This window comes from Mycolicibacterium fallax, from assembly GCF_010726955.1.
Classification (GTDB): Bacteria; Actinomycetota; Actinomycetes; order Mycobacteriales; family Mycobacteriaceae; genus Mycobacterium; species Mycobacterium fallax.
On the sequence record NZ_AP022603.1, the window covers coordinates 1785614 to 1806949 of the forward strand.

The 21336-nt window shown below is 69.9% G+C and carries 20 protein-coding genes; 19 read left to right on the plus strand and 1 reads right to left on the minus strand.

Translation table 11 applies throughout. From position 1 onward, the window contains the following. Positions 1 to 36 precede the first annotated feature (36 nt). A complete protein-coding gene (locus G6N10_RS08450) occupies positions 37 to 654 on the minus strand; it encodes an LpqN/LpqT family lipoprotein (protein ID WP_085097814.1) in 618 nt (205 codons plus the stop codon). Between the two features lie 127 nt (positions 655 to 781). Between G6N10_RS08450 and G6N10_RS08455 the strand changes: the two genes are divergently transcribed. The 19 genes from G6N10_RS08455 to nuoN all read left to right on the plus strand — a co-directional run bounded on the left by G6N10_RS08455 (position 782) and on the right by nuoN (position 21181). Beyond that, positions 782 to 1186, plus strand: a complete 405-nt coding sequence (locus G6N10_RS08455) for an Rv3143 family two-component system response regulator (protein WP_407663976.1) — start codon at positions 782 to 784, stop codon at positions 1184 to 1186. Further along, a complete protein-coding gene (locus G6N10_RS08460) occupies positions 1183 to 1623 on the plus strand; it encodes a nitroreductase/quinone reductase family protein (RefSeq protein ID WP_085097811.1) in 441 nt (146 codons plus the stop codon). The genes G6N10_RS08455 and G6N10_RS08460 overlap by 4 nt, the downstream gene beginning before the upstream one ends. 615 nt (positions 1624 to 2238) lie before the next feature. After that, positions 2239 to 2601 carry an NADH-quinone oxidoreductase subunit A gene (locus G6N10_RS08465; RefSeq protein WP_085097808.1) on the plus strand — a complete coding sequence of 121 codons (363 nt, stop codon included), beginning with the start codon at positions 2239 to 2241 and terminating at the stop codon, positions 2599 to 2601. Further along, positions 2592 to 3146, plus strand: coding sequence for a NuoB/complex I 20 kDa subunit family protein (locus tag G6N10_RS08470; protein ID WP_085097805.1), 555 nt, complete (start codon positions 2592 to 2594; stop codon positions 3144 to 3146). The genes G6N10_RS08465 and G6N10_RS08470 overlap by 10 nt, the downstream gene beginning before the upstream one ends. Next, a complete protein-coding gene (locus G6N10_RS08475; protein ID WP_085097801.1) occupies positions 3143 to 3826 on the plus strand; it encodes an NADH-quinone oxidoreductase subunit C in 684 nt (227 codons plus the stop codon). Before G6N10_RS08470 ends, G6N10_RS08475 begins: the two co-directional genes overlap by 4 nt. Then, on the plus strand, positions 3823 to 5118 hold the full coding sequence (gene nuoD, locus G6N10_RS08480; protein ID WP_085097798.1) for an NADH dehydrogenase (quinone) subunit D: 1296 nt from the start codon (positions 3823 to 3825) through the stop codon (positions 5116 to 5118). Before G6N10_RS08475 ends, nuoD begins: the two co-directional genes overlap by 4 nt. After that, positions 5115 to 5837 carry an NADH-quinone oxidoreductase subunit NuoE gene (gene nuoE, locus G6N10_RS08485; RefSeq protein WP_085097796.1) on the plus strand — a complete coding sequence of 241 codons (723 nt, stop codon included), beginning with the start codon at positions 5115 to 5117 and terminating at the stop codon, positions 5835 to 5837. Before nuoD ends, nuoE begins: the two co-directional genes overlap by 4 nt. Continuing rightward, positions 5834 to 7153 (plus strand): NADH-quinone oxidoreductase subunit NuoF, encoded by a 1320-nt coding sequence (gene nuoF, locus G6N10_RS08490; protein ID WP_085097794.1) that lies wholly within the window; start codon positions 5834 to 5836, stop codon positions 7151 to 7153. The genes nuoE and nuoF overlap by 4 nt, the downstream gene beginning before the upstream one ends. A 2-nt stretch (positions 7154 to 7155) precedes the next feature. Beyond that, entirely contained in the window at positions 7156 to 9525 is a 2370-nt protein-coding gene (locus G6N10_RS08495; RefSeq protein WP_085097791.1) for an NADH-quinone oxidoreductase subunit G, read from the plus strand. Then, complete coding sequence (gene nuoH, locus G6N10_RS08500; RefSeq protein WP_085097788.1) at positions 9522 to 10751, plus strand: NADH-quinone oxidoreductase subunit NuoH; 1230 nt, start codon at positions 9522 to 9524, stop codon at positions 10749 to 10751. Before G6N10_RS08495 ends, nuoH begins: the two co-directional genes overlap by 4 nt. Positions 10752 to 10807: 56 nt before the next feature. Further along, positions 10808 to 11329: an NADH-quinone oxidoreductase subunit NuoI gene (gene nuoI, locus G6N10_RS08505; RefSeq protein ID WP_085097785.1), complete on the plus strand. Its 522-nt coding sequence runs from the start codon at positions 10808 to 10810 to the stop codon at positions 11327 to 11329. After that, positions 11326 to 12057: an NADH-quinone oxidoreductase subunit J gene (locus G6N10_RS08510; protein WP_085097782.1), complete on the plus strand. Its 732-nt coding sequence runs from the start codon at positions 11326 to 11328 to the stop codon at positions 12055 to 12057. Before nuoI ends, G6N10_RS08510 begins: the two co-directional genes overlap by 4 nt. Then, entirely contained in the window at positions 12054 to 12353 is a 300-nt protein-coding gene (gene nuoK, locus G6N10_RS08515; RefSeq protein WP_085097779.1) for an NADH-quinone oxidoreductase subunit NuoK, read from the plus strand. Before G6N10_RS08510 ends, nuoK begins: the two co-directional genes overlap by 4 nt. A 38-nt stretch (positions 12354 to 12391) precedes the next feature. Next, positions 12392 to 14731, plus strand: a complete 2340-nt coding sequence (locus tag G6N10_RS08520) for a nitric-oxide reductase large subunit (RefSeq protein ID WP_085097776.1) — start codon at positions 12392 to 12394, stop codon at positions 14729 to 14731. Further along, entirely contained in the window at positions 14728 to 15357 is a 630-nt protein-coding gene (locus tag G6N10_RS08525; RefSeq protein WP_085097773.1) for a hypothetical protein, read from the plus strand. Before G6N10_RS08520 ends, G6N10_RS08525 begins: the two co-directional genes overlap by 4 nt. Then, positions 15354 to 16127 (plus strand): slipin family protein, encoded by a 774-nt coding sequence (locus tag G6N10_RS08530; protein WP_085097770.1) that lies wholly within the window; start codon positions 15354 to 15356, stop codon positions 16125 to 16127. The genes G6N10_RS08525 and G6N10_RS08530 overlap by 4 nt, the downstream gene beginning before the upstream one ends. 1 nt (position 16128) lies before the next feature. Further along, on the plus strand, positions 16129 to 18000 hold the full coding sequence (nuoL, locus tag G6N10_RS08535; RefSeq protein ID WP_085097767.1) for an NADH-quinone oxidoreductase subunit L: 1872 nt from the start codon (positions 16129 to 16131) through the stop codon (positions 17998 to 18000). Continuing rightward, positions 17997 to 19571, plus strand: a complete 1575-nt coding sequence (locus tag G6N10_RS08540) for an NADH-quinone oxidoreductase subunit M (protein WP_085097764.1) — start codon at positions 17997 to 17999, stop codon at positions 19569 to 19571. The genes nuoL and G6N10_RS08540 overlap by 4 nt, the downstream gene beginning before the upstream one ends. After that, positions 19568 to 21181, plus strand: coding sequence for an NADH-quinone oxidoreductase subunit NuoN (nuoN, locus tag G6N10_RS08545; RefSeq protein ID WP_085097761.1), 1614 nt, complete (start codon positions 19568 to 19570; stop codon positions 21179 to 21181). Before G6N10_RS08540 ends, nuoN begins: the two co-directional genes overlap by 4 nt. The last annotated feature ends 155 nt before the right edge of the window (positions 21182 to 21336 follow it).

Below are 21336 nucleotides of genomic sequence, written 5' to 3' on the forward strand. Positions count from 1 at the left end.
GAGCCGCGGTGAGAAGCCCGGCCATCCCACAGTCCCTCAGTAGCTGACCCGGAACCCGCTCAGGATGGTGTCCATATCCGCGACGTAGTCGGCGTTGGTCGGATCAGCGGTCTGCATGGTCACCACCGCGCTGAAGGTCTTGCCCTCATGTGCGACCCCGACGATGACGGCGTTGACCGGCCGGCTCTCCAGGGTGTAGCCGACGGTCATCGCCGGATGTCCGCACACCAGCATCGTGTCGGCGGTCTCGACAGCCACCCCGTTGCTGCTCAGCTCGGCCAGCTCGATGTCGATGACCTGCTGCGGGGTGGGCGATTTGGCCGTCATGTCGACGAGGGTGACCACCGCGTTCGGGGTGAAGTCGTCGGCCCGCATCCCGGTGTTGACGATGACCCCGCGGACCGTCTCGGAGTCCATCGTGGTGTTGCGTTCCCAGCCCCGGGGCTGCGGCAGTTCCAGCGTCGGCTCGCCCGGGCCGCGCGGCGGCAGGGTCAGCAGCGGGGCGTCGGTGTACGCGCAGCCGTCGGCGGCGGCCTCTGCGGCCGGCGCCGGCTCGGTGGCGTTGTCGACGTCCTTAGGGCCGGCCGAGCAGCCGGCGAGCAGCAGCCCGCCGCACAGCAGCGCGGCCGCCGCACGCCGGGAAAAGCGCCCCATTCCGACTCCTCTGCCTGGACTGACTAAACCTCCGCTAGACGGTACTCGAGCCGGGCGTGCCATGGCCCGGCCCGCGCGGGCGGCAAAGCGGTGCCGGGCCGGTCGCCACGGACGTATCATCGGCCGCGTGCCAACCCCGCTGCGCGTCCTGGTGTACAGCGACAACGCCCGCACCCGCGAGCAGGTGCTGTTGGCGCTGGGCAAGCGGGTGCACCCCGACCTGCCCGAACTCGACCACCTGGAGGTCGCGACCGCGCCGGTGGTGATCCGGGAGATGGACGCCGGCGGCGTGGACCTGGCGATTCTCGACGGCGAGGCCGCCCCGGCCGGCGGGATGGGCATCGCCAAGCAGCTCAAGGACGAGATCGTCGACTGCCCGCCGATCCTGGTGCTGACCGGCCGCCGCGACGACGCCTGGCTCGCCAAGTGGTCACGCGCGGAAGCCGCCGTGCCGCATCCCATCGACCCGATCGTGTTGGCGAGCACGGTGACCGAGCTGTTGCGTCCCACCACCCGAAAGGACCCGCCGTGACCAATGCCAGCGACTTCTCCTCGGCGCAGGAGCAGGACTTCAACCGTCGCAACATCGCCGAGTTCCAGGCAAACGGCGGCAAGGTCGGCGGCCCGTTCGACGGCGTCGACCTGCTGCTGTTGCACACCGTCGGCGCCAAGTCCGGGCAGCCGCGGTTGCACCCGCTGGCCTATTTCGACATCGACGGTGCCCGCTACATCGTCGGGTCGGCGGCCGGTCGCGACGCGGACCCGGCCTGGGTGGCCAACGTGCGGGCCAACCCCGAGGTCCGGATCGAGGTCGGCGGCGCGGCTCCTGCTGCCGCGCGGGTCCGCAAGCTGCCCGACGCCGAGCGCAACCCGGTGTTCGCCGAGATCGCCCGGCGTTCCTCGGCGTTCGCCGCCTACCAGGACGCCACCGACCGGGTGATCCCAGTGTTCGAGGTGCTGCCGGCCTGACCCGGGCGGGCTCCTCCGCCGCACCCGCGGCCCCGCCGCACCCGCGTCGGCGGCCCTAACCAGCACCCGCGGCCCTGCCCCGGCACCCGCGGCCCCGCACCTCGCGAGTGTGAAAATATTTTCACTGTCGAGCGCGAGTGTGAAAATATTTTCACACTCGACGGGGACAGAGCCGGGCGGCAGCCCGCGCAGCACACTCACGGGGCGCAGACGCAGGCGGCAGCCCGCGCAGCACACTCACGGGGCGCAGACGCAGGCGGCAGCCCGCGCAGCACACTCACGGGGCAGACCCAGGCGGCAGCCCGGGCAGCACATTCACCGGGCAGACCGAAACCGCAGCCCCCGGGCAGGCCGCCGAGCGCGTAGGTCTCAAGCGCACAGACCGGCCGACGCACCAGCACAGCACCGACACCAGCGGACATCCCCGGTAAATACCCCCGCCGGCGTGGGGATTTAGCCAGCGAAAAACACTGTGCGCGTTGAATATCCGCGCGAAGCCCCGGCCATCCCGGTACTACCACCGATAAGTAGACAAAATCCCGCCGCGCACCACGAACCCGACTACGGTGTGGGGTAGCTCACCTCTACAGCCACACCCGAGGAGCCGCCCGGCGTATGGACCTCTACACGCCCATCCTGATCCTGGGGGTGATTGCTGCCCTTTTCGCGGTCGGATCGGTGGGCATCGCGGTGCTGATCGGCCCGCGCCGCTACAACCGGGCCAAGCTGGAGGCCTACGAGTGCGGCATCGAGCCCACCCAATCCCTCGAACACCCAGGTCAGCGCTTCCCGATCAAGTACTACCTGACCGCGATGCTGTTCATCGTCTTCGACATCGAGATCGTCTTTCTCTACCCGTGGGCGGTGACCTTCGATCGGCTCGGCCTGTTTGCCCTGATTGAGATGGTGCTGTTCGTGGCGGCCGTGTTCGTCGCGTACGCCTACGTGTGGCGCCGGGGTGGTCTGGAATGGGACTAGAGGAGGCGCTGCCGGGCGGCATCCTGCTGACCACGGTGGAGAAGATCGCCGGGTTCGTCCGCAAGGGCTCGCTGTGGCCCGCGACGTTCGGGCTGGCCTGCTGCGCAATCGAGATGATGGCGACGGCCGGCCCGCGCTTCGACATTGCCCGGTTCGGGATGGAGCGGTTCTCCGCCACCCCGCGGCAGGCCGACCTGATGATCGTCGCCGGGCGGGTCAGCCAGAAGATGGCGCCGGTGCTGCGCCAGGTCTACGACCAGATGGTCGAGCCCAAGTGGGTGCTCGCGATGGGCGTGTGCGCCTCCTCCGGCGGCATGTTCAACAATTACGCGATCGTGCAGGGCGTCGACCACATCGTGCCGGTCGACATCTATCTGCCCGGCTGCCCGCCGCGCCCGGAGATGCTGCTCAACGCCATCCTGATGCTGCACGCCAAGATCGCCGAGATGCCCCTCGGCGTGCACCGCGAGCAGGTGGTGGCCGCCGCCGAGGCCGCCGCGCTGGCCTCACCGACCACGCTGGAGCTCAAGGGGTTGTTGCGATGAGCGACGAGACCCCCGGCCCCGACCAGGGCCCCGACGTCATCGCGGTGCGCCGCGGCATGTTCGGTGCGGCCGGCACCGGCGACACCTCCGGCTACGGCCGGCTGCAACAGCCGGTCACCCTGCCCGGCGGGTCCGAGCGCCCCTACGGCGGCTACTTCGACGCCGTGGTGGACCGGCTCGCCGAGGTGCTCGGCGACCAGTTCCCGCACAGCGTCGAACGCGTTGTGGTGCACCGCGACCAGCTCACCCTGCAGATCGCCCGGTTCCGGCTGCCGACGGTGGCCCGGGCCCTGCGCGACGATCCGCAGCTGCGATTCGAGTTCTGCGCCGGGGTGTCCGGCGTGCACTACCCGGGCGACACCGACCGCGAACTACGCGCCCACTACCCGCTGATGTCGATCACCCATAATCGGCGGATCCAGCTGGAGGTCGCCTGCCCGGACACCGATCCCCATGTGCCGTCGCTGTTTTCGGTGTATCCGACCACCGACTGGCACGAGCGCGAAACCTATGACTTCTTCGGCATCATCTTCGACGGGCATCCCGGCCTGACCCGCATCGAGATGCCCGACGACTGGGAGGGCCACCCGCAGCGCAAGGATTACCCGCTCGGCGGCATCCCCGTCGAGTACCACGGCGCCACCATCCCGCCGCCCGATCAGCGCAGGGCCTACTCATGACCGACACCGTGATCACCCTGGGCGGACAGGACTGGGACGAGGTGCTCGCCGCCGCCCGGGCCGACGACCCCGGCAGCGAACGGATCGTGGTCAACATGGGTCCGCAGCACCCGTCCACCCACGGGGTGCTGCGGCTGATCCTGGAGATCGACGGCGAGACCGTCACCCAGGCCCGCTGCGGCATCGGCTACCTACACACCGGTATCGAAAAGAACCTGGAGTACCGGAACTGGACCCAGGGCGTGACGTTCGTGACCCGGATGGACTACCTGTCGCCGTTATTCAACGAGACGGTCTATTGCCTCGGGGTGGAGAAGCTGCTCGGCATCACCGATGACATCCCGGAGCGCGCCACGGTGATCCGGGTGGCGCTGATGGAGCTGAACCGGATCTCCAGCCACCTGGTGGCGCTGGCCACCGGCGGCATGGAGCTCGGCGCGATGAGCGCGATGTTCTACGGGTTCCGGGAACGCGAGGAGATCCTCAACGTCTTCGAGGCGATCACCGGGCTGCGGATGAACCACGCCTACATCCGGCCCGGCGGGCTGGCCGCCGACCTGCCCGACGACGGCGTGGCCGGGATCCGCCACCTGCTCGACATCCTGCCCGCCCGGCTGCTCGACCTGGACAAGCTGCTGCGGGAGAACACCATCTGGAAGGCCCGCACCCGCGACGTGGGCTACCTGGATCTGGCCGGCTGCATGGCACTCGGCGTCAGCGGCCCGGTGCTGCGTTCCACCGGCCTGCCGCACGACCTGCGCCGAGCCCAACCCTATTGCGGCTACCAGGATTACGAGTTCGACGTGATCACCGGGGACAACAGCGACTGCTATGACCGGTTCCTCATCCGGGTCGACGAGATGTACCAGTCGCTGCGCATCGTCCGGCAATGCCTGGACCGCCTGGAGCCCGGACCGGTGATGATCGCCGACCGGAAGCTGGCCTGGCCGGCCGACCTGGAGCTGGGTCCCGACGGGCTGGGCAACTCCCCCGCGCACATCGCCCGGATCATGGGCACCTCGATGGAGGGCCTGATCCACCACTTCAAGCTGGTCACCGAGGGAATCCGGGTGCCCGCCGGGCAGTGCTACGTGGCGGTGGAGTCCCCGCGCGGGGAACTCGGCGTGCACATGGTCTCCGACGGCGGAACCCGGCCCTACCGGGTGCATTACCGCGACCCGTCGTTCACCAACCTGCAGGCCGTCGCCGCGATGAGCGAGGGCGCCATGGTGGCCGACCTGATCGCGTCGGTGGCCTCCATCGATCCGGTGATGGGCGGTGTCGACCGGTGAGCATCGACCTGCCGCTGGGATCGCGGCCCGAGGAACCGATCTCGCCGATCGGCGGCCCGCGCCGCTACCCCGCCGAGGTGACCGCCCGGCTGGCCGACGACGCGGCGACCATCATCGCCCGCTACCCGCAGGCCCGCTCGGCGCTGCTGCCGCTGCTGCACCTGGTGCAGTCGCAGGACAGCTACCTCACCCAGGCCGGGATCGATTTCTGCGCGGCACAATTGGGGCTGACGCACGCCGAGGTCACCGCGGTGGCCACCTTTTACACCATGTACCGGCGCAGCCCGACCGGCCGCTACCTGGTCGGGGTCTGCACCAACACGCTGTGCGCGATCATGGGCGGTGACGCCATCCTGGCCACCCTGCAGGACCATCTCGGCATCCCGGCCGGCGAGACCACCGACGACGGCACCATCACCCTGGAGCACATCGAGTGCAATGCGGCGTGCGACTACGCGCCGGTGGTGATGGTGAACTGGGAGTTCTTCGACAATCAAACCCCCTCCAGCGCAACCGCTCTCGCCGACGAACTACGTGCGGGCAACACCGTGGTACCGACCCGCGGCGCGGCGCTGTGCCCGTTCTCCCAGACCTCCCGCACGCTGGCCGGGCTGCCCGATCCCCGCCCCGACACCGGGCCGGCCAGTGCCGGGGAGGCCACCCTGGCCGGGCTGCGGGTCGCCCGCGCCAACGGCATGACCACGCCCGAGGCGCCATGAACAGCCCCGCCCGCACTCCGCTGACACCGGTGCTGAGCCGCTTCTGGGACGCCGAACAGTCCTGGACGCTGGAAACCTATCAGCGCCACCACGGTTACCGGGCGCTGCGCAAGGCACTGGCGATGAAGCCCGACGAGGTCATCACCATGCTCAAGGACTCCGGGCTGCGGGGGCGCGGCGGCGCGGGTTTCCCCACCGGAACCAAATGGTCGTTCATCCCGCAGGACAACCCCAAACCGCACTACCTGGTGATCAACGCCGACGAGTCCGAGCCCGGCACCTGCAAGGACATGCCGCTGCTGATGTCGGCGCCGCACTTCCTGGTCGAGGGCGCGATCATAGCCGCCTACGCCATCCGGGCCCGGCACGCCTTCGTCTATGTGCGCGGCGAGGTGGTTCCGGTGCTGCGACGGCTGCGCGCCGCCGTCGAGGAGGCCTACGCCGCAGGCTATCTCGGCACCAACATCGGCGGCACCGGCTTCGACCTGGACCTGGTGGTGCACGCCGGCGCGGGCGCCTACATCTGCGGCGAGGAGACCGCGCTGCTGGACTCGCTGGAGGGCCGCCGCGGCCAGCCCCGACTGCGCCCGCCATTTCCCGCCGTCGCCGGCCTGTACGCCTGCCCGACCGTCGTCAACAACGTCGAGTCGATCGCCTCGGTGCCGCCGGTGGTGCTCGGCGGCCCGGACTGGTTCCGCTCCATGGGCACCGAGAAATCGCCCGGCTTCACGCTGTATTCGCTGTCCGGGCATGTCACCCGGCCCGGGCAGTACGAGGCCCCGCTGGGCATCACGCTGCGGGAACTGCTCGACTACGCCGGCGGGGTGCGGGCCGGCCACGAACTGAAGTTCTGGACGCCGGGCGGCTCGTCGACCCCGCTGCTGACCGCCGAACACCTCGACGTGCCACTGGATTACGAGGGCATGGCCGGGGCGGGGTCCATGCTGGGCACCAAGGCCCTGCAGATCTTCGACGAAACCACCTGCGTGGTCCGGGCGGTACGACGCTGGAGCGACTTCTACGGCCACGAGTCCTGCGGCAAGTGCACCCCGTGCCGGGAAGGCACCTACTGGCTGCCGCAGATCTACGCCCGGCTGGAGAGCGGCCGGGGCGTGCCAGAGGACCTGGACAAGCTCGCCGACATCGCCGACACGGTGTTCGGCAAGTCGTTCTGTGCGCTCGGCGACGGCGCGGCCACCCCGGTGCTGAGCTCGCTGCAGCACTTCCGCGCCGAGTACGAGGCGCATCTGGGCGCCGGCTGCCCGTTCGAACCGGCCGCCGCCATGCTTGCCCCACCCCAGGGGGTGATCGCGTGACGATGACCGATCCGCAGCGCGACGCGCCGCCGGTGGAGATGGTCACCCTGACCATCGATGATCAGCAGGTCAGCGTACCCAAGGGCACCTTGGTGATTCGCGCGGCCGAGCTGATCGGCGTGCAGATCCCCCGGTTCTGCGACCACCCGCTGCTCGAACCCGTCGGCGCCTGCCGGCAGTGCCTGGTGGAGGTCGAGGGCCAGCGCAAGCCGATGGCGTCGTGCACCATCACCGTGGCCCCCGAGATGGTGGTGCGCACCCAGCACACCAGCGCCGACGCGGAGAAGGCGCAGCGCGGCGTGATGGAGCTGCTGCTGATCAACCATCCGCTGGACTGCCCGGTGTGCGACAAGGGCGGGGAATGCCCCCTGCAGAACCAGGCGATGTCCACCGGCCGGCCCGAGACCCGCTTCGACGACGTCAAACGCACCTTCCCCAAACCGATTCCGCTGTCGGAGGCGGTGCTGCTGGACCGGGAACGCTGCGTGCTGTGCGCGCGCTGCACCCGGTTCTCCACCGAGATCGCCGGTGACCCGCTGATCGCACTGCTGGAACGCGGTGCGCTGCAGCAGGTCGGCATCGGCGCGGGCGAACCGCTGGACTCCTATTTCTCCGGCAACACCGTGCAGATCTGCCCGGTCGGCGCGCTGACCGGCACCAGCTACCGGTTCCGGGCCCGCCCCTTCGACCTGGTCTCGGTGCCCAGCGTGTGCGAGCACTGCGCGTCGGGCTGCGCGCAGCGCACCGACCATCGCCGCGGCAAGGTGCTGCGGCGGCTGGCCGGCGACGATCCCGAGGTCAACGAGGAGTGGAACTGCGACAAGGGCCGCTGGGCGTTTCAGTACACCCGGGTCGGCGACCGGATCACCACTCCGCTGGTGCGCGACGGCGACGCGCTGCGCCCGGCGTCCTGGCCGGAGGCACTCGCGGTGGCCGCCCGCGGGCTGTCCCGGGCCCGCGCCGCCGGGGTCCTGGTCGGCGGCCGCAGCACCGTGTCGGACGCCTACGCCTACGCCAAGTTCGCCCGAATGGTGCTGGGCACCAACGACATCGACTTCCGCGCCCGCAGCCATTCGCCCGAGGAGGCCGATTTCCTGGCCGCCGCGGTGGCCGGGCGCTACCGCGGCCTCACCTACACCCAGCTGCAGGACGCGCCGGCGGTGGTCCTGGCCGGCTTCGAACCCGAAGAGGAATCCCCGATCGTCTTCCTGCGGCTGCGCAAGGCGGTGCGCACGCGCGGTCAGCAGGTCATCGCGATCGCGCCGTTCGCCTCGCGCGGCTCCGGCCGGCTCGGCGCCGAGGTGATCGCCACCGTGCCGGGCGACGAGGCGGCCGCGCTGCACGCCCTGGCCGGCCGGCTGCCCGCCGGCGCAGTCATCCTGGTCGGCGAGCGGCTGGCGACCAGCCCCGGCGCGCTGTCGGCCGCCGGTGCCCTCGCGGCGGCCACCGGTGCACAACTGGCCTGGATCCCGCGCCGGGCCGGGGAACGCGGCGCGCTGGAGGCCGGTTGCCTGCCCGGCCTGCTGCCCGGCGGGCGTCCGGCCCACGACCCCGCCGCGCGCGATCAGGTCGCCGCGCTGTGGGGCATCGAGGCGCTGCCGGACTCCCCCGGCCGCGACACCGCCGGGATACTGTCCGCCGTCACCGCCGGGGATCTCGATGCGCTGCTGATCGGCGGGGTGGAACCGGCCGACCTGCCCGCACCCGGGCAGGCCCGGGCAGCGCTGGCCGCCGCCGGATTCGTGGTCAGCCTGGAACTGCGGGAGAGCGAGGTGACCGCCGCCGCCGATGTGGTGTTCCCGGTCGCGCCGGTCGATGAGAAGGCCGGTGCGTTCCTGAATTGGGAGGCCCGCTGGCGGCCGTTCGCCGCCGCGCTGCCCAGCAACGCCAACACCGACCTGCGGGTGCTCGCCGTGCTGGCCGCCGAACTCGGCCACGATCTCGGGCTCTCGGACGCCACCAGTGTGGTCGGCGAACTCACCGCGCTCGGCGAGTGGACCGGGGCTCGCATCCCCGCACCGGCCACCCTCGGCCCCGGTTCGCGGCTGCCCGGGCCCGGCGAAGCGGTGCTGGCCGGCTGGCGAATGCTGCTGGACCGGGGCCGGGCCCAGGACGGCGAACAGCCGCTGGCGGCCACCGCCCGGCCGACCGTCGCGCGGCTGTCCGCGTCGACGGCCGCCGGGCTCGGCGCGGCCGAGGGCGAGCCGATCGTGGTGTCCACCGAGCACGGGACCGTCGTCGCGCCGCTGGCGATCACCGCAATGCCCGACGCGGTGGTGTGGCTGCCGCTGAACTCGGCCGGCAGCGCCGTGCACGACCAGCTCGGCGTCGAGCCCGGCGCCGTCGTCCGCATCGATCGGGGCCGGCCATGACCCATCCCGATCCCACCCTGTTCGGCCACGACCCGCTGTGGCTGATGGCCGTGAAGGCCGTCGCGATCTTCGGTTTCCTGGTGCTGACCGTGCTGGTGGCGATCCTGCTGGAACGAAAGATCCTGGGCCGCATGCAGTCCCGGTTCGGCCCCAACCGGGTCGGTCCGTGGGGCCTGCTGCAGTCGCTGGCCGACGGGGTGAAGCTCGCCCTCAAGGAGGGCCTGCTGCCGGCCGGGGTGGACAAACCCATCTACCTGCTGGCCCCGGTCATCGCGACCGTCCCGGCGATCCTGGCGTTCGCGGTCATCCCGATGGGGCCCGCGGTGAGCATCGCCGGGCATCGCACCCCGTTGCAGCTCACCGACCTGTCCGTGGCGGTGCTCTACGTGCTGGCGGTGACCTCGATCGGGGTGTACGGCATCGTGCTGGCCGGCTGGTCCTCCGGCTCGACGTACCCGCTGCTGGGCGGGCTGCGCTCCAGCGCGCAGGTGATCTCCTACGAGATCGCGATGGCGCTGTCGTTCGCCGCGGTGTTCCTCTACGCCGGCACCATGTCCACCTCGGGCATCGTCGCCGCCCAGGACCGCACCTGGTACATCTTCCTGCTGCTGCCGTCGTTCGCGGTGTACCTGGTCTCGATGGTCGGCGAGACCAACCGCGCCCCGTTCGACCTGCCCGAGGCCGAGGGCGAACTGGTCGCCGGGTTCCACACCGAGTACTCGTCGCTGAAGTTCGCGATGTTCATGCTGGCCGAGTACATCAACATGACCACGGTGTCGGCGCTGGCCACCACGATGTTCCTCGGCGGCTGGCACGCGCCGTGGCCGCTGAGCCTGCTCGACGGGGCCAATTCCGGTTGGCTGCCGCTGATCTGGTTCGTCGCCAAGGTCTGGCTGTTCCTGTTCTTCTTCATGTGGCTGCGGGCGTCGCTGCCGCGGCTGCGCTACGACCAGTTCATGGCGCTGGGCTGGAAGATCCTGATCCCGTTCTCGCTGGTCTGGATCATGGTCGTCGCGCTCAGCCGCACGCTGCGTGCCGAGGGCCACTCGGTCTGGAGCACGGTGGCGGTCAACGTCGCGTTCACCCTCGTCGTCGTCGCCGTGTTCGCGGTGCGACGACGACGGCGGCGCAGGCGAATCCCGCCGCCGGACCCGCAGCCCGGCGGGTTCCCGGTACCGCCGCTGCCCGGACAATCGCCTCCGCGAAGGGAGACCGCAGATGCCTAACCTTTTGCAGGCCCTGGCCGGCTTCGGCGTGACGCTGGGTCTCCGGGGGGCCACCCGTGGCTAACCTTTTGCAGGCCCTGGCCGGGTTTGGCGTGACGCTGAGAACGATGTTCACGCGTCCGGTCACCGAGCAGTACCCCGACGTCAAGGAACCCACCGCCGCGCGCTATCACGGCCGCCACCAACTCAACCGGTATCCCGACGGGCTGGAGAAGTGCATCGGCTGCGAGCTGTGCGCCTGGGCGTGCCCGGCCGACGCCATCTTCGTCGAGGGCGCCGACAACACCGAGGAGGCCCGGTTCTCCCCCGGTGAACGCTACGGCCGGGTCTACCAGATCAACTATCTGCGCTGCATCGGTTGCGGGCTGTGTATCGAGGCCTGCCCGACCCGGGCGCTGACCATGACCAACGACTACGAGCTGGCCGACGACAATCGCCGAGACCTGATCTACGGCAAGGACAAACTGCTCGCCCCGCTGGAACCCGGGATGGCCGCGCCACCGCACCCGATGGCACCGGGCACCGTCGACGACGACTACTACCTGGGCCGTGTCCCCGCCGCACCGGAGTACCCATGACCGGCGAGCAGGTCGCCTTCTGGGTGCTCGGGGCCATCGCGGTGGCCGGCGCTCTCGGGGTCGTCGCCGCCCGAAAGGCGGTGTACTCGGCGCTGTTTCTGGCGACCACCATGATCAGCCTGGCCGTGCTGTACGTCGCCCAGGGCGCACTGTTCCTCGGCGTGGTGCAGGTGGTGGTCTACACCGGCGCGGTGATGATGCTGTTCCTGTTCGTGCTGATGCTGATCGGCGTCGACTCCGCGGAATCACTCACCGAAACCATTCGCGGACAACGTCTGGCGGCCATCGCCGCGGGCCTGGCCTTCGGGGTGCTGGTGATCGCCGGCATCGGCGCGGCGGCCACCGCCGGCAGCGCCGCGAAACCCGCGCCGACACTGGCGGGTCCCGCCGCCGAGATCGCCGCGCACGGCAACGTGGAGGGCCTGGCGGTACTGATCTTCAACCGCTACCTGTGGGCGTTCGAGGTGACCAGCGCGCTGCTGATCACCGCCGCGCTCGGGGCGATGGTGCTGGCGCACCGGGAGCGGCTCACCGCGCGAAAGACCCAGCGCGAGCTGGCCATCGAACGGTTCGGCCCCGGCGGGCACCCCACCCCGCTGCCCAACCCCGGGGTGTTCGCCCGCAGCAACGGCGTGGACGTGGCCGCGCTGCTGCCCGACGGGTCGCCGGCGGTCCTGTCGGTGAGTGCGACGCTGACCCCGCGCCGCGGCGAGCGGGACGCGACATGAACCCGGACCACTACCTGTACCTGTCGGCGCTGCTGTTCAGCATCGGAGCGGCCGGTGTGTTGCTGCGCCGCAGCGCGATCGTCGTCTTCATGTGCGTCGAATTGATGCTCAACGCGGCCAATCTCGCATTCGTCACCTTCGCCCGCGTGCACGGCCAGCTCGACGGTCAGGTGGTGGCGTTCTTCACCATGGTGGTGGCGGCCTGCGAGGTGGTCATTGGTCTCGCAATCATCATGGCGATATACCGAGTCCGCCGTTCCGCGGACGTAGACGACGCACATCTGCTAGCAAAGTAACACGCATCCGAAGTCGGACACCGAAGGGGACAGCAGCCATGGCCTTCGACACAAAGTCCCAACCGCCCGCCGGGCCGGAGGGCGACGACGAACCCACCATCGGTAAGGGTTGGGTGCAGGGCGTCGCCCTGGTGATGATCTTCGGCTTCTTCGTGATGGGCATCCTGGCCTATCGCACCTACACCGCGTCGATGCCGTTGCCGGACAAGGTCGTCAGCCAGTCCGGTGAGACGGTGTTCACCGGCGCGCAGGTCACCCGGGGACAGGAACTGTTCCAGGCCCGCGGCCTGATGCAGTACGGCTCCATCCACGGCCACGGGGCCTACCTCGGCCCCGACTACACCGCCGACTATCTGCGCCGGGCCGCTGAAAGCGTGACCGAGCAACTGCAGCAGGCTGGCAACCCGCAGGTGCACGACGCCGTGGTCGAGCAATTCCGCACCAACCGCTACGACGAGGCCACCAAGACCCTGGTGTACACCGACGAGCAGATCAAGGCGTTCGACGCGCTGCAGAAGTACTACGCCAACTACTTCGGCCCCGAATCCTCCAAGATCGGCCTGCTGCCGAACTTCATCACCGACCCCGAGCAGATTCATGACCTGACCGCGTTCTTCTCTTGGAGCGCCTGGGCTGCGGCGGCCGAACGCCCCGGCCACAACTACACCTACACCAACAACTGGCCGGCCGAGCCGCTCGTCGACAACGGGCCGACCGCCGACCTGGTGGTGTGGTCGGCACTGTCGCTGGTCGCGCTGCTCGGCGGCACCGGCATCATGTTCGCCGTCTACGGCCGGTGGAGCCAAAAGATCGGCTGGCATTCCAATGAGGCCCCGGTGGTGTCCTACCGCCAGCCCGACGAGGTGGTGCTGACGCCGTCCCAGCGCGCCTGCGTGTGGTTCTTCGTGGTGATCAGCGTGCTGTTCTTCGCCCAGGCCATGTTGGGTTCACTGGCCGAGCACTATCGCGCCGACCTGTCCAGCTTCTTCGGCTTCGACCTGGCCCAGTGGCTGCCCTACAACCTGGCCCGCACCTGGCATCTGCAGCTGTCACTGTTCTGGACCGCCGCCGCGTTCCTGGCCGCCGGCATCTTCCTGACCCCGTTCATCACCCGCAAGGAGCCCAAGAAGCAGCACTGGCTGGCCTACATCCTGCTGGGTGCCGTCGCGCTGGTGGTGGTGGGATCGCTGGTCTCCGAGGCACTCTCGGTGTTCGGCGTCATCAGCGAGGGCACGCTGTTCTCCCAGCAGTGGGAGTACCTGGATCTGCCGCGGGTCTGGCAGATCCTGCTGACCCTGGGCATGTTCATCTGGATCGCGATCGTCTACCGCGGTCTGCGCGCCCGACTGAAGTCCACGTCGATGACCGGCATGCCGTGGCTGTTCTTCTTCTCCGGCCTGGCCATTCCGGCGTTCTACGCCGTCGGCCTGCTGGCCGGCAGCGACGTGCACTTCTCGGTCGCCGACTTCTGGCGGTTCTGGGTGGTGCACCTGTGGGTGGAGGACTTCCTCGAGCTGTTCACCACGGTGATGGTGGCCTACATCTTCGTGCTGCTCGGCGTGGTGCGTAAGCGCATCGCGATCGGCATCATCTTCCTGGACATCATCTTGTACTCGGCCGGCGGCATCATCGGCACCATGCACCACCTGTACTTCTCCGGCACCCCGGTGGAGCACATGGCCCTCGGTGCGTTCTTCTCCGCCGCCGAGGTCATCCCGTTGACCCTGTTGACCGTCGAGGCCTGGACGTTCCTGCACCTGGGGTCGCGTCAGCAGTCCGGCGACACCAAGCCCTTCCCGCACCGCTGGTCGGTGATGTTCCTGGTCGCCGTCGGCTTCTGGAACTTCCTGGGCGCCGGGGTGTTCGGGTTCCTGATCAACCTGCCGATCGTGTCCTACTACCAGATCGGCACCGCGCTGACCGCCAACCACGGGCACGCGGCGATGATGGGCGTCTACGGCATGCTGGCCGTCGGCCTGGCCCTGTTCTGCTTCCGCTACGCCATCCCCGAGAACAAGTGGCCGGAGAAGGCCGCCAAGTGCAGCTTCTGGTGCCTCAACATCGGCCTGGCCTGGATGGTGTTCGCCACCCTGCTGCCGCTGGGCGTGCTGCAGCTGTACCACTCGGTGAACTCCGGCTACTTCGAGGCGCGATCGCTGGGCTACGTCACCAACCCCGGCAACGCCCTGCTGGAGTGGATGCGGATGCCCGGTGACCTGATCTTCATCCTCGGCGGCATCGTCCCGTTGATGTACATCGGCTGGGTCGCCGCGCGGAACTTCTTCGGCGCCCCGACCACCGACGAGCTTCCGGAGGACACCCTCTACGAGGAGCTTTCGGCCGGCACCGAGGAGCCAGAGACGGCCGCGAGGCCATGACCGGACCCGACATCGCGGTCTGGCTGGTCTCCGGGTACGCGCTGCTGCTGGTGGCAATCGCCTGGGGCTTCGACCTGATGGCGAAGCGGGCCTCCAGTCACGCCGCACGTTGGCAGAGCGGCAGTTTCGCCTACCATCCCGACCACGACGCCTGGCGCTGCCCGGAGGACCAGTGGCTGTGGCCGACGTCCTTCGACCCGGAGAACCGGGTGATGCGCTACCGCGCCAAGCCGTCGATCTGCAACTCCTGCCCGGTCAAGAAGTCCTGCACGACGGGCTCCAACGGGCGGGAGATCAGCCGCCAGGTCGACGAGTGGCCGCATTCGGAGGCCGGCCGGTTCCACCGCGGAATCGCCTGCGTGATCGCCGGTTTGGGCATGCTGCTGGTGGTCGGCCAGGGCGTCGCCAAACACAGCCCGGCCGACCTGCTGGTACTCGCCGCCGCCCTGCTGATCGTGGCGGCCTGCACGGCCCCGCTGTTCCGGCATCTCATCCACACCCCCGTGCAGGCGCCCGAGCATCTGCCGTCGCGCACCGCGCACGAGGATTCGGTGGCCGCGGCCATCGACAAGTACTCCACCCGCTGGGGTGTCCGCCAATCCGAGAAGGAGAGTGAAACCCGGTGACATGGCTGCTTCCAGCCGGCGTCGTCCTCGTTGTGCTGGTGCTGCTGCTGTGGCGGTCGGTCAACGTACTGCGCGAGTATGAACGCGGCGTGGTGTTCCGGGCCGGGCATCTGCGCCCGGTCTGCGGGCCAGGGCTGGTGTTCCTGTTCCCCCTGCTCGACCGGATCGAGCGCGTCGACCTGCGGGTGGTGACGCTGACCATTCCCCCGCAGGAGGTCATCACCAAGGACAACGTCCCGGCGCGGGTCAACGCGGTGGTGATGTTCCGGGTGGTCGACCCGTCCCGGGCGATCATGGCGGTGGAGAACTACTCGGTGGCCACCTCGCAGATCGCCCAGACCACCCTGCGTTCACTGCTGGGCCGGGCCGACCTGGACACCCTGCTCGCCCATCGCGAGGACCTCAACACCGACCTGCGCGGCATCATCGAGAAGATGACGGTGGACTGGGGCGTGGAGGTCGGCGTCGTGGAGATCAAGGACGTCGAGATCCCCGAGTCGATGCAGCGGGCGATGGCCCGCGAGGCCGAGGCCGAGCGGGAACGTCGGGCCAAGGTGATCAACGCGCGCGGCGAACTGCAGGCCTCCGAGGAACTGCGGCAGGCCTCCGAGGAACTGTCCAAGAGCCCGGCCTCGCTGCAGTTGCGTTATCTGCAAACACTGTTGGAGCTCGGCGCCGACCAGAACTCGACGGTGGTGTTCCCGCTGCCGGTCGACATCATCACCCCGTTCCTCAACGCCGCCCGGAACCGGACATCCGAAGGCCGCTGAGATGACCCTGCTGTGGCTGCCGATCGCCCTGCCTCTCGGCGGGGCGATCGTGCTGCTGCTGGGCGGGCGCCGCACCGACCGGTGGGGTCACCTGCTCGGCTGCGCGACGGTGCTCGGCGCGTTCGCCGTCGCGGTGGCCGGATTCGCCGAGCTGCTCGGCCGGGCCGCGGCCCACCGGGTGCTGCAGGGCAACCTGTTCACCTGGGTGCCGGTCGGCGAGCTGCGGGTCGACTTCGGGCTGCGCCTGGACGCGCTGAGCGTCTGCTTCGTGCTGCTGATCACCGGGGTGGGCGCGCTGATCCACCTGTATTCGATCGGCTACCTGGCCGACGACCCGGGCCGCAGAAGGTTTTTCGGCTGTCTGAACCTGTTCGTCGCGGCGATGCTGCTGCTGGTGCTGGCGGACAACTACCTGGGCCTGTACCTCGGTTGGGAGGGCGTCGGCCTGGCGTCGTACCTGCTGATCGGGTTCTGGCAGCACAAGCCCAGTGCCGCCGCGGCGGCCAAGAAGGCGTTCGTGGTCAACCGGGTCGGCGACATGGGCCTGATGCTGGCGATCGCGTGGATGTTCGCCGCCGCCGGAACCGTTTCCTTCGCCGGGGTTTTCGCCGCCGCGCCGCTGCTCACCGACACCACGCTGACCGGGATCGGGCTGCTGCTGTTGCTGGGAGCCTGCGCCAAGTCGGCGCAGGTGCCGCTGCAGTCCTGGCTCGGCGACGCGATGGAGGGCCCGACCCCGGTGTCGGCGCTGATCCACGCCGCCACCATGGTGACCGCCGGGGTGTACCTGATCGTGCGCTCCGGGCCGGTCTTCAACCTGGCGCCGGCCGCCCAGACCGCGGTGGTGACCGTCGGCGCGGTCACCCTGCTGTTCGGCGCGATCATCGGCTGCGCCAAGGACGACATCAAGAAGGCGCTGGCCGCCTCGACGATGAGCCAGATCGGCTACATGGTGCTGGCCGCCGGGCTCGGGCCGGCCGGCTACGCGGTGGCGATCATGCACCTGCTGACCCACGGCTTTTTCAAGGCCGGCCTGTTCCTGGGCGCCGGTTCGGTGATGCACGCAATGAACGACGAGACCGACATCCGCCGCCTCGGCGGGCTGCGCACCGTGCTGCCGATCACCTACCTCACCTTCGGGCTGGGCTACCTGGCGATCATCGGGGTGCCGCCGTTCGCCGGCTTCTTCTCCAAGGACGCCATCATCGAGACGGCGTTCGCCGTCGGCGGACTGCGCGGGCTGCTGCTCGGCGGCGCGGCGCTGATCGGGGCCGGGATCACCGCGTTCTACATGACCCGGGTGATGCTGCTGACCTTCTTCGGCCGGCCCCGCTGGGCCCCGCAGGCCCACCCGCACGAATCCCCCCGGGTGATGACCGTGCCGATGCTGCTGCTGGCGGTGGGCTCCGTCGGCGCCGGCGCCGCACTGGCCGGCGGCCGGCTGTCCGGCTGGCTGGCGCCGGTCGTCGGCTCCCAGCACGGCGAGCCACAGCTGCCGGCCCTGGCGATGACGATCATCACCCTCGCCGTCGTCGGCGCCGGGATCTGGGCCGGCTACCGGATGTACGCCGGCGAGGTGGCCGACACCGCACCGACCGAGGTGTCCGCGCTGACCATCGCCGCCCGCCGCGACCTCTACGGCGACGCGGTCAACGAGGCGGTGTTCATGCGGCCGGGCCGGGCGCTGTCCGCCGGGCTGGTCACCCTCGACGACCGGGTGGTCGACGGCGCCGGGCGCGGGTTGGCCGCCGTCGTCTCCGGGACCTCGGTCCTGCTGCGCCGCGGGCAGACCGGCTACGTCCGCTCGTACGCGTTGTTCATGCTGGCCGGCAGCGCGGTGCTGCTCGCGGTGATCTGGGCGGCGGGCCGATGACCGGCGTGCCGTGGCTGACCCTGCTGTGGGCCACCCCGCTGCTGGGGGCGGTGCTGATCATCGGGATGCCGGCGGCGGCGCGGCAGCTGGTGCGCTGGGCCGCGCTCGGGGTGTCGCTGCTGGTGCTGGCGATCGCGGTGGTGCTGGCCGCCGGTTTCGACCCGGCCGGCGCGCAGTACCAATTCGTCGAGGACCAGCCGTGGATCCCGTCGTTTGGCACCGGCTATCTGCTCGGGGTCGACGGCATCGCGCTGGCGCTGGTGGTGCTGACCGCGGTGCTGGTGCCGCTGCTGATCATCGCCGGCTGGCACGACGCCCCGGAGGGCGATGAGCTGGGCGGACGCGGCCCACACGCCTACGTGGCGCTGATGCTGGCCGTCGAGTCGATGGTGCTGATCGCGCTGGTGTCCCTGGACATTCTGCTGTTCTACGTGTTCTTCGAGGCGATGCTGATCCCGCTGTACTTCTTGATCGGCGGGTTCGGCGGGTTCGGCGAGCGGGCCAGGCGCAGCGCCGCGGCGGTGAAGTTCCTGCTCTACAACCTGCTCGGCGGGCTGGTCATGCTCGCCGCGGTGATCGCGCTGTACGTCGTCACCGCGGGCAGCGACGCCTTCGACGCGGGCACCTTCGACCTGCGGGCGATCGTCGCGGTGGTGGCCTCCGGCGGCCTGGACGTCAACCCCGCCGTCATGCACGCGATCTTCCTGGGCTTCCTGTTCGCGTTCGCGATCAAGGCCCCGCTGTGGCCGCTGCACCGCTGGCTGCCCGACGCCGCGGTGGAATCCACCCCGGCCACCGCGGTGCTGATGATGGCCGTCGTCGACAAGGTCGGCACCTTCGGCATGCTGCGCTATTGCCTGCAGTTGTTCCCCGACAGCGCGATGCTGTTCCGGCCGCTGGTGATCACCCTGGCGGTGATCGGCATCGTCTACGGCGCGGTGGTCGCGATCGGCCAGAGGGACATGATGCGGCTGATCGCCTACACCTCGATCAGCCACTTCGGCTTCATCGTCCTGGGCATCTTCGTGATGACCAGTCAGGGCCAGGCCGGGTCGGCGCTGTACATGGTCAACCACGGGCTCTCCACCGCGGCGCTGTTTCTGATCGCCGGGTTCCTGGTGTCGCGGCGCGGCAGCCGGCTGATCGCCGACTACGGCGGGGTGCAGCGGGTCGCACCGGTGCTGGCCGGCACCTTCCTGGTCGCCGGGATGGCCACCCTGTCGCTGCCCGGGCTGGCGCCGTTCATCAGCGAATTCCTGGTTCTGGTCGGCACATTCACCCGCTATCCGGTGCCCGCGGCGATCGCCTCGACCGCGCTGGTGCTGTCCGCGGTCTACATTCTCTGGCTGTATCAGCGGGTGATGGGCGGGCCGGTGCGCAAGGGCTCCGACCGGCTCGGCGACCTGCGCGGTCGCGAACTCGTCGTCGTCGCACCGCTGCTGGCGTTGCTGCTGGTGCTCGGCATCTATCCCAAGCCCGCCCTGGATGTGATCGATCCGGCGGTGCAGCACACGCTGTCCATCGTCGGGGAGCATGATCCGGCGCCGCAGTCCGCGCGGGGGCCGCGATGACCCTGGACCTGCTGGCCGCCCAGAGCCTGCCGGCGCCGAGCGTGGCGTACCGGCTGCTGGCGCCGATGCTGATCGTGTTCGGCGCCGCGATCGCCGGCGTGCTGGTGGAGGCGTTCGCGCCGCGGCGCGCCCGGTTCGCCGCACAGTTGACGCTGGCGCTGGGATCCCTTCTGGCCGCAATGATTTCGGTGCTGGTCGTCGGCCGGGGCGGGGCGCCGGATCACACCGTGATGGGCGGCTCGGTGGCCCTCGACGCCCCCGCACTGTTCCTGCAGGAACTCATCCTGGTGATCGGGCTGCTGGGGGTGCTGCTGATCGGCGAGCGGGTGATCCGGATCCCGTCGGATTCCGCCGCCCCCGCAGATCCCGACGAGGCGGCGGCCGACGGCCTGGACGGGTTCACCCCGCAGGCCTCGACGGTGCCCGGCAGCGTGGCCGAACGCCAGGCCTCCGCCGCCGGCGTGATGCAGACCGAGGTGTTCCCGCTGACCCTGCTGGCGATCGGCGGCATGCTGCTGTTCGTCGCGGCCGACGACCTGCTGACGCTGTTCGTCGCGCTGGAGGTGCTGTCGCTGCCGCTGTACGTGCTGTGCGGACTGGCCCGGCGCAAGCGGCTGCTGTCCCAGGAAGCTGCGCTGAAATACTTTCTGCTGGGGGCGTTCTCGTCGGCGATCCTGCTCTACGGGGTCGCGCTGCTGTACGGGTTCGCCGGGACGCTGTCGCTTCCCGGGATCGCCGCCGCGGTCGCCGGCGGCGAGGTCAGCACGATGGCACTGCTGGGTACCGGGCTGCTGCTGGTCGGGCTGTTGTTCAAGGTCGGCGCGGTGCCGTTCGGCTCCTGGGTGCCCGACGTGTACCAGGGCGCGCCGACGCCGATCACCGCGTTCATGGCCGCCGCCACCAAGATCGCCGCGTTCGGTGCGTTGCTGCGGGTCTGCTATGTGATGGCACCGGGGCTGGCCGACGCGTGGCGGCCGGTGCTGTGGGTGGTTGCGATCCTGACGATGGTGGTCAGCACGATCGCCGCGGTCACCCAGAACGACGTCAAGCGACTGCTGGCCTATTCGGCGGTGTCGCACACCGGCTTCATCCTGACCGGGGTGATCGCGCTGAACGACGCGGGCATCGCAGCCACACTGTTCTACCTGTTTGCCTACGGCTTCTCGACCCTCGGGTCGTTCGCGGTGGTGGGGCTGGTACGCGACGCCGACGGCCAGGAGGCCACCGCGCTGTCCCGGTGGGCCGGGCTGGGTCGACGTTATCCGGTGCTGGGCGTGGTGTTTTCGCTGTTCCTGCTTGCCTTCGCGGGGATTCCGTTGACCAGCGGGTTCGTCGCGAAGTTCGCGGTGTTCAAGGCCGCCGCGGAGGGTGGGGCGATGCCGCTGGTGGTCGTCGGCGTGCTCGCCAGCGCGGTGGCGGCGTACTTCTACGTGCGGGTGATCGTGCTGATGTTCTTCACCGATCCGCCCGAGAATGCCCCGGTGCTGGTGCGGCCCAGCTGGACGACGTCGGCAACCGTCGCGCTGACCGGCGGGGTCACCTTTGCCCTCGGCGTGCTCCCCCAGCCGCTGCTGGACCTCGCCGACGCCGCGGTGGCCTTCCTACGCTGAGCCCTGCCGCCGCCCCCCTTCCACCGGGCACTCCCCCCTTTCCGCCGAGCGCTCAACGGGGTACACGACACGCCGCGCGGGGCGTCCAAGGCTGAGCGCTGGGCACATCACCTTCCGCCGAGCGCTCAACGGGGTACACGACACGCCGCGCGGGG

Coding starts and splice junctions, on each gene's coding strand:
- nuoL (WP_085097767.1), top strand. CDS start 16,129: ATGACCCTGCTGTGGCTGCCGATCGCCCTGCCTCTCGGCGGGGCGATC.
- G6N10_RS08475 (WP_085097801.1), top strand. CDS start 3,143: ATGAGCGACGAGACCCCCGGCCCCGACCAGGGCCCCGACGTCATCGCG.
- nuoN (WP_085097761.1), top strand. CDS start 19,568: ATGACCCTGGACCTGCTGGCCGCCCAGAGCCTGCCGGCGCCGAGCGTG.
- G6N10_RS08540 (WP_085097764.1), top strand. CDS start 17,997: ATGACCGGCGTGCCGTGGCTGACCCTGCTGTGGGCCACCCCGCTGCTG.
- nuoD (WP_085097798.1), top strand. CDS start 3,823: ATGACCGACACCGTGATCACCCTGGGCGGACAGGACTGGGACGAGGTG.
- nuoH (WP_085097788.1), top strand. CDS start 9,522: ATGACCCATCCCGATCCCACCCTGTTCGGCCACGACCCGCTGTGGCTG.
- nuoF (WP_085097794.1), top strand. CDS start 5,834: ATGAACAGCCCCGCCCGCACTCCGCTGACACCGGTGCTGAGCCGCTTC.
- G6N10_RS08510 (WP_085097782.1), top strand. CDS start 11,326: ATGACCGGCGAGCAGGTCGCCTTCTGGGTGCTCGGGGCCATCGCGGTG.
- G6N10_RS08495 (WP_085097791.1), top strand. CDS start 7,156: ATGACCGATCCGCAGCGCGACGCGCCGCCGGTGGAGATGGTCACCCTG.
- G6N10_RS08470 (WP_085097805.1), top strand. CDS start 2,592: ATGGGACTAGAGGAGGCGCTGCCGGGCGGCATCCTGCTGACCACGGTG.
- nuoK (WP_085097779.1), top strand. CDS start 12,054: ATGAACCCGGACCACTACCTGTACCTGTCGGCGCTGCTGTTCAGCATC.
- G6N10_RS08520 (WP_085097776.1), top strand. CDS start 12,392: ATGGCCTTCGACACAAAGTCCCAACCGCCCGCCGGGCCGGAGGGCGAC.
- G6N10_RS08525 (WP_085097773.1), top strand. CDS start 14,728: ATGACCGGACCCGACATCGCGGTCTGGCTGGTCTCCGGGTACGCGCTG.
- G6N10_RS08450 (WP_085097814.1), bottom strand. CDS start 654: ATGGGGCGCTTTTCCCGGCGTGCGGCGGCCGCGCTGCTGTGCGGCGGG.
- G6N10_RS08465 (WP_085097808.1), top strand. CDS start 2,239: ATGGACCTCTACACGCCCATCCTGATCCTGGGGGTGATTGCTGCCCTT.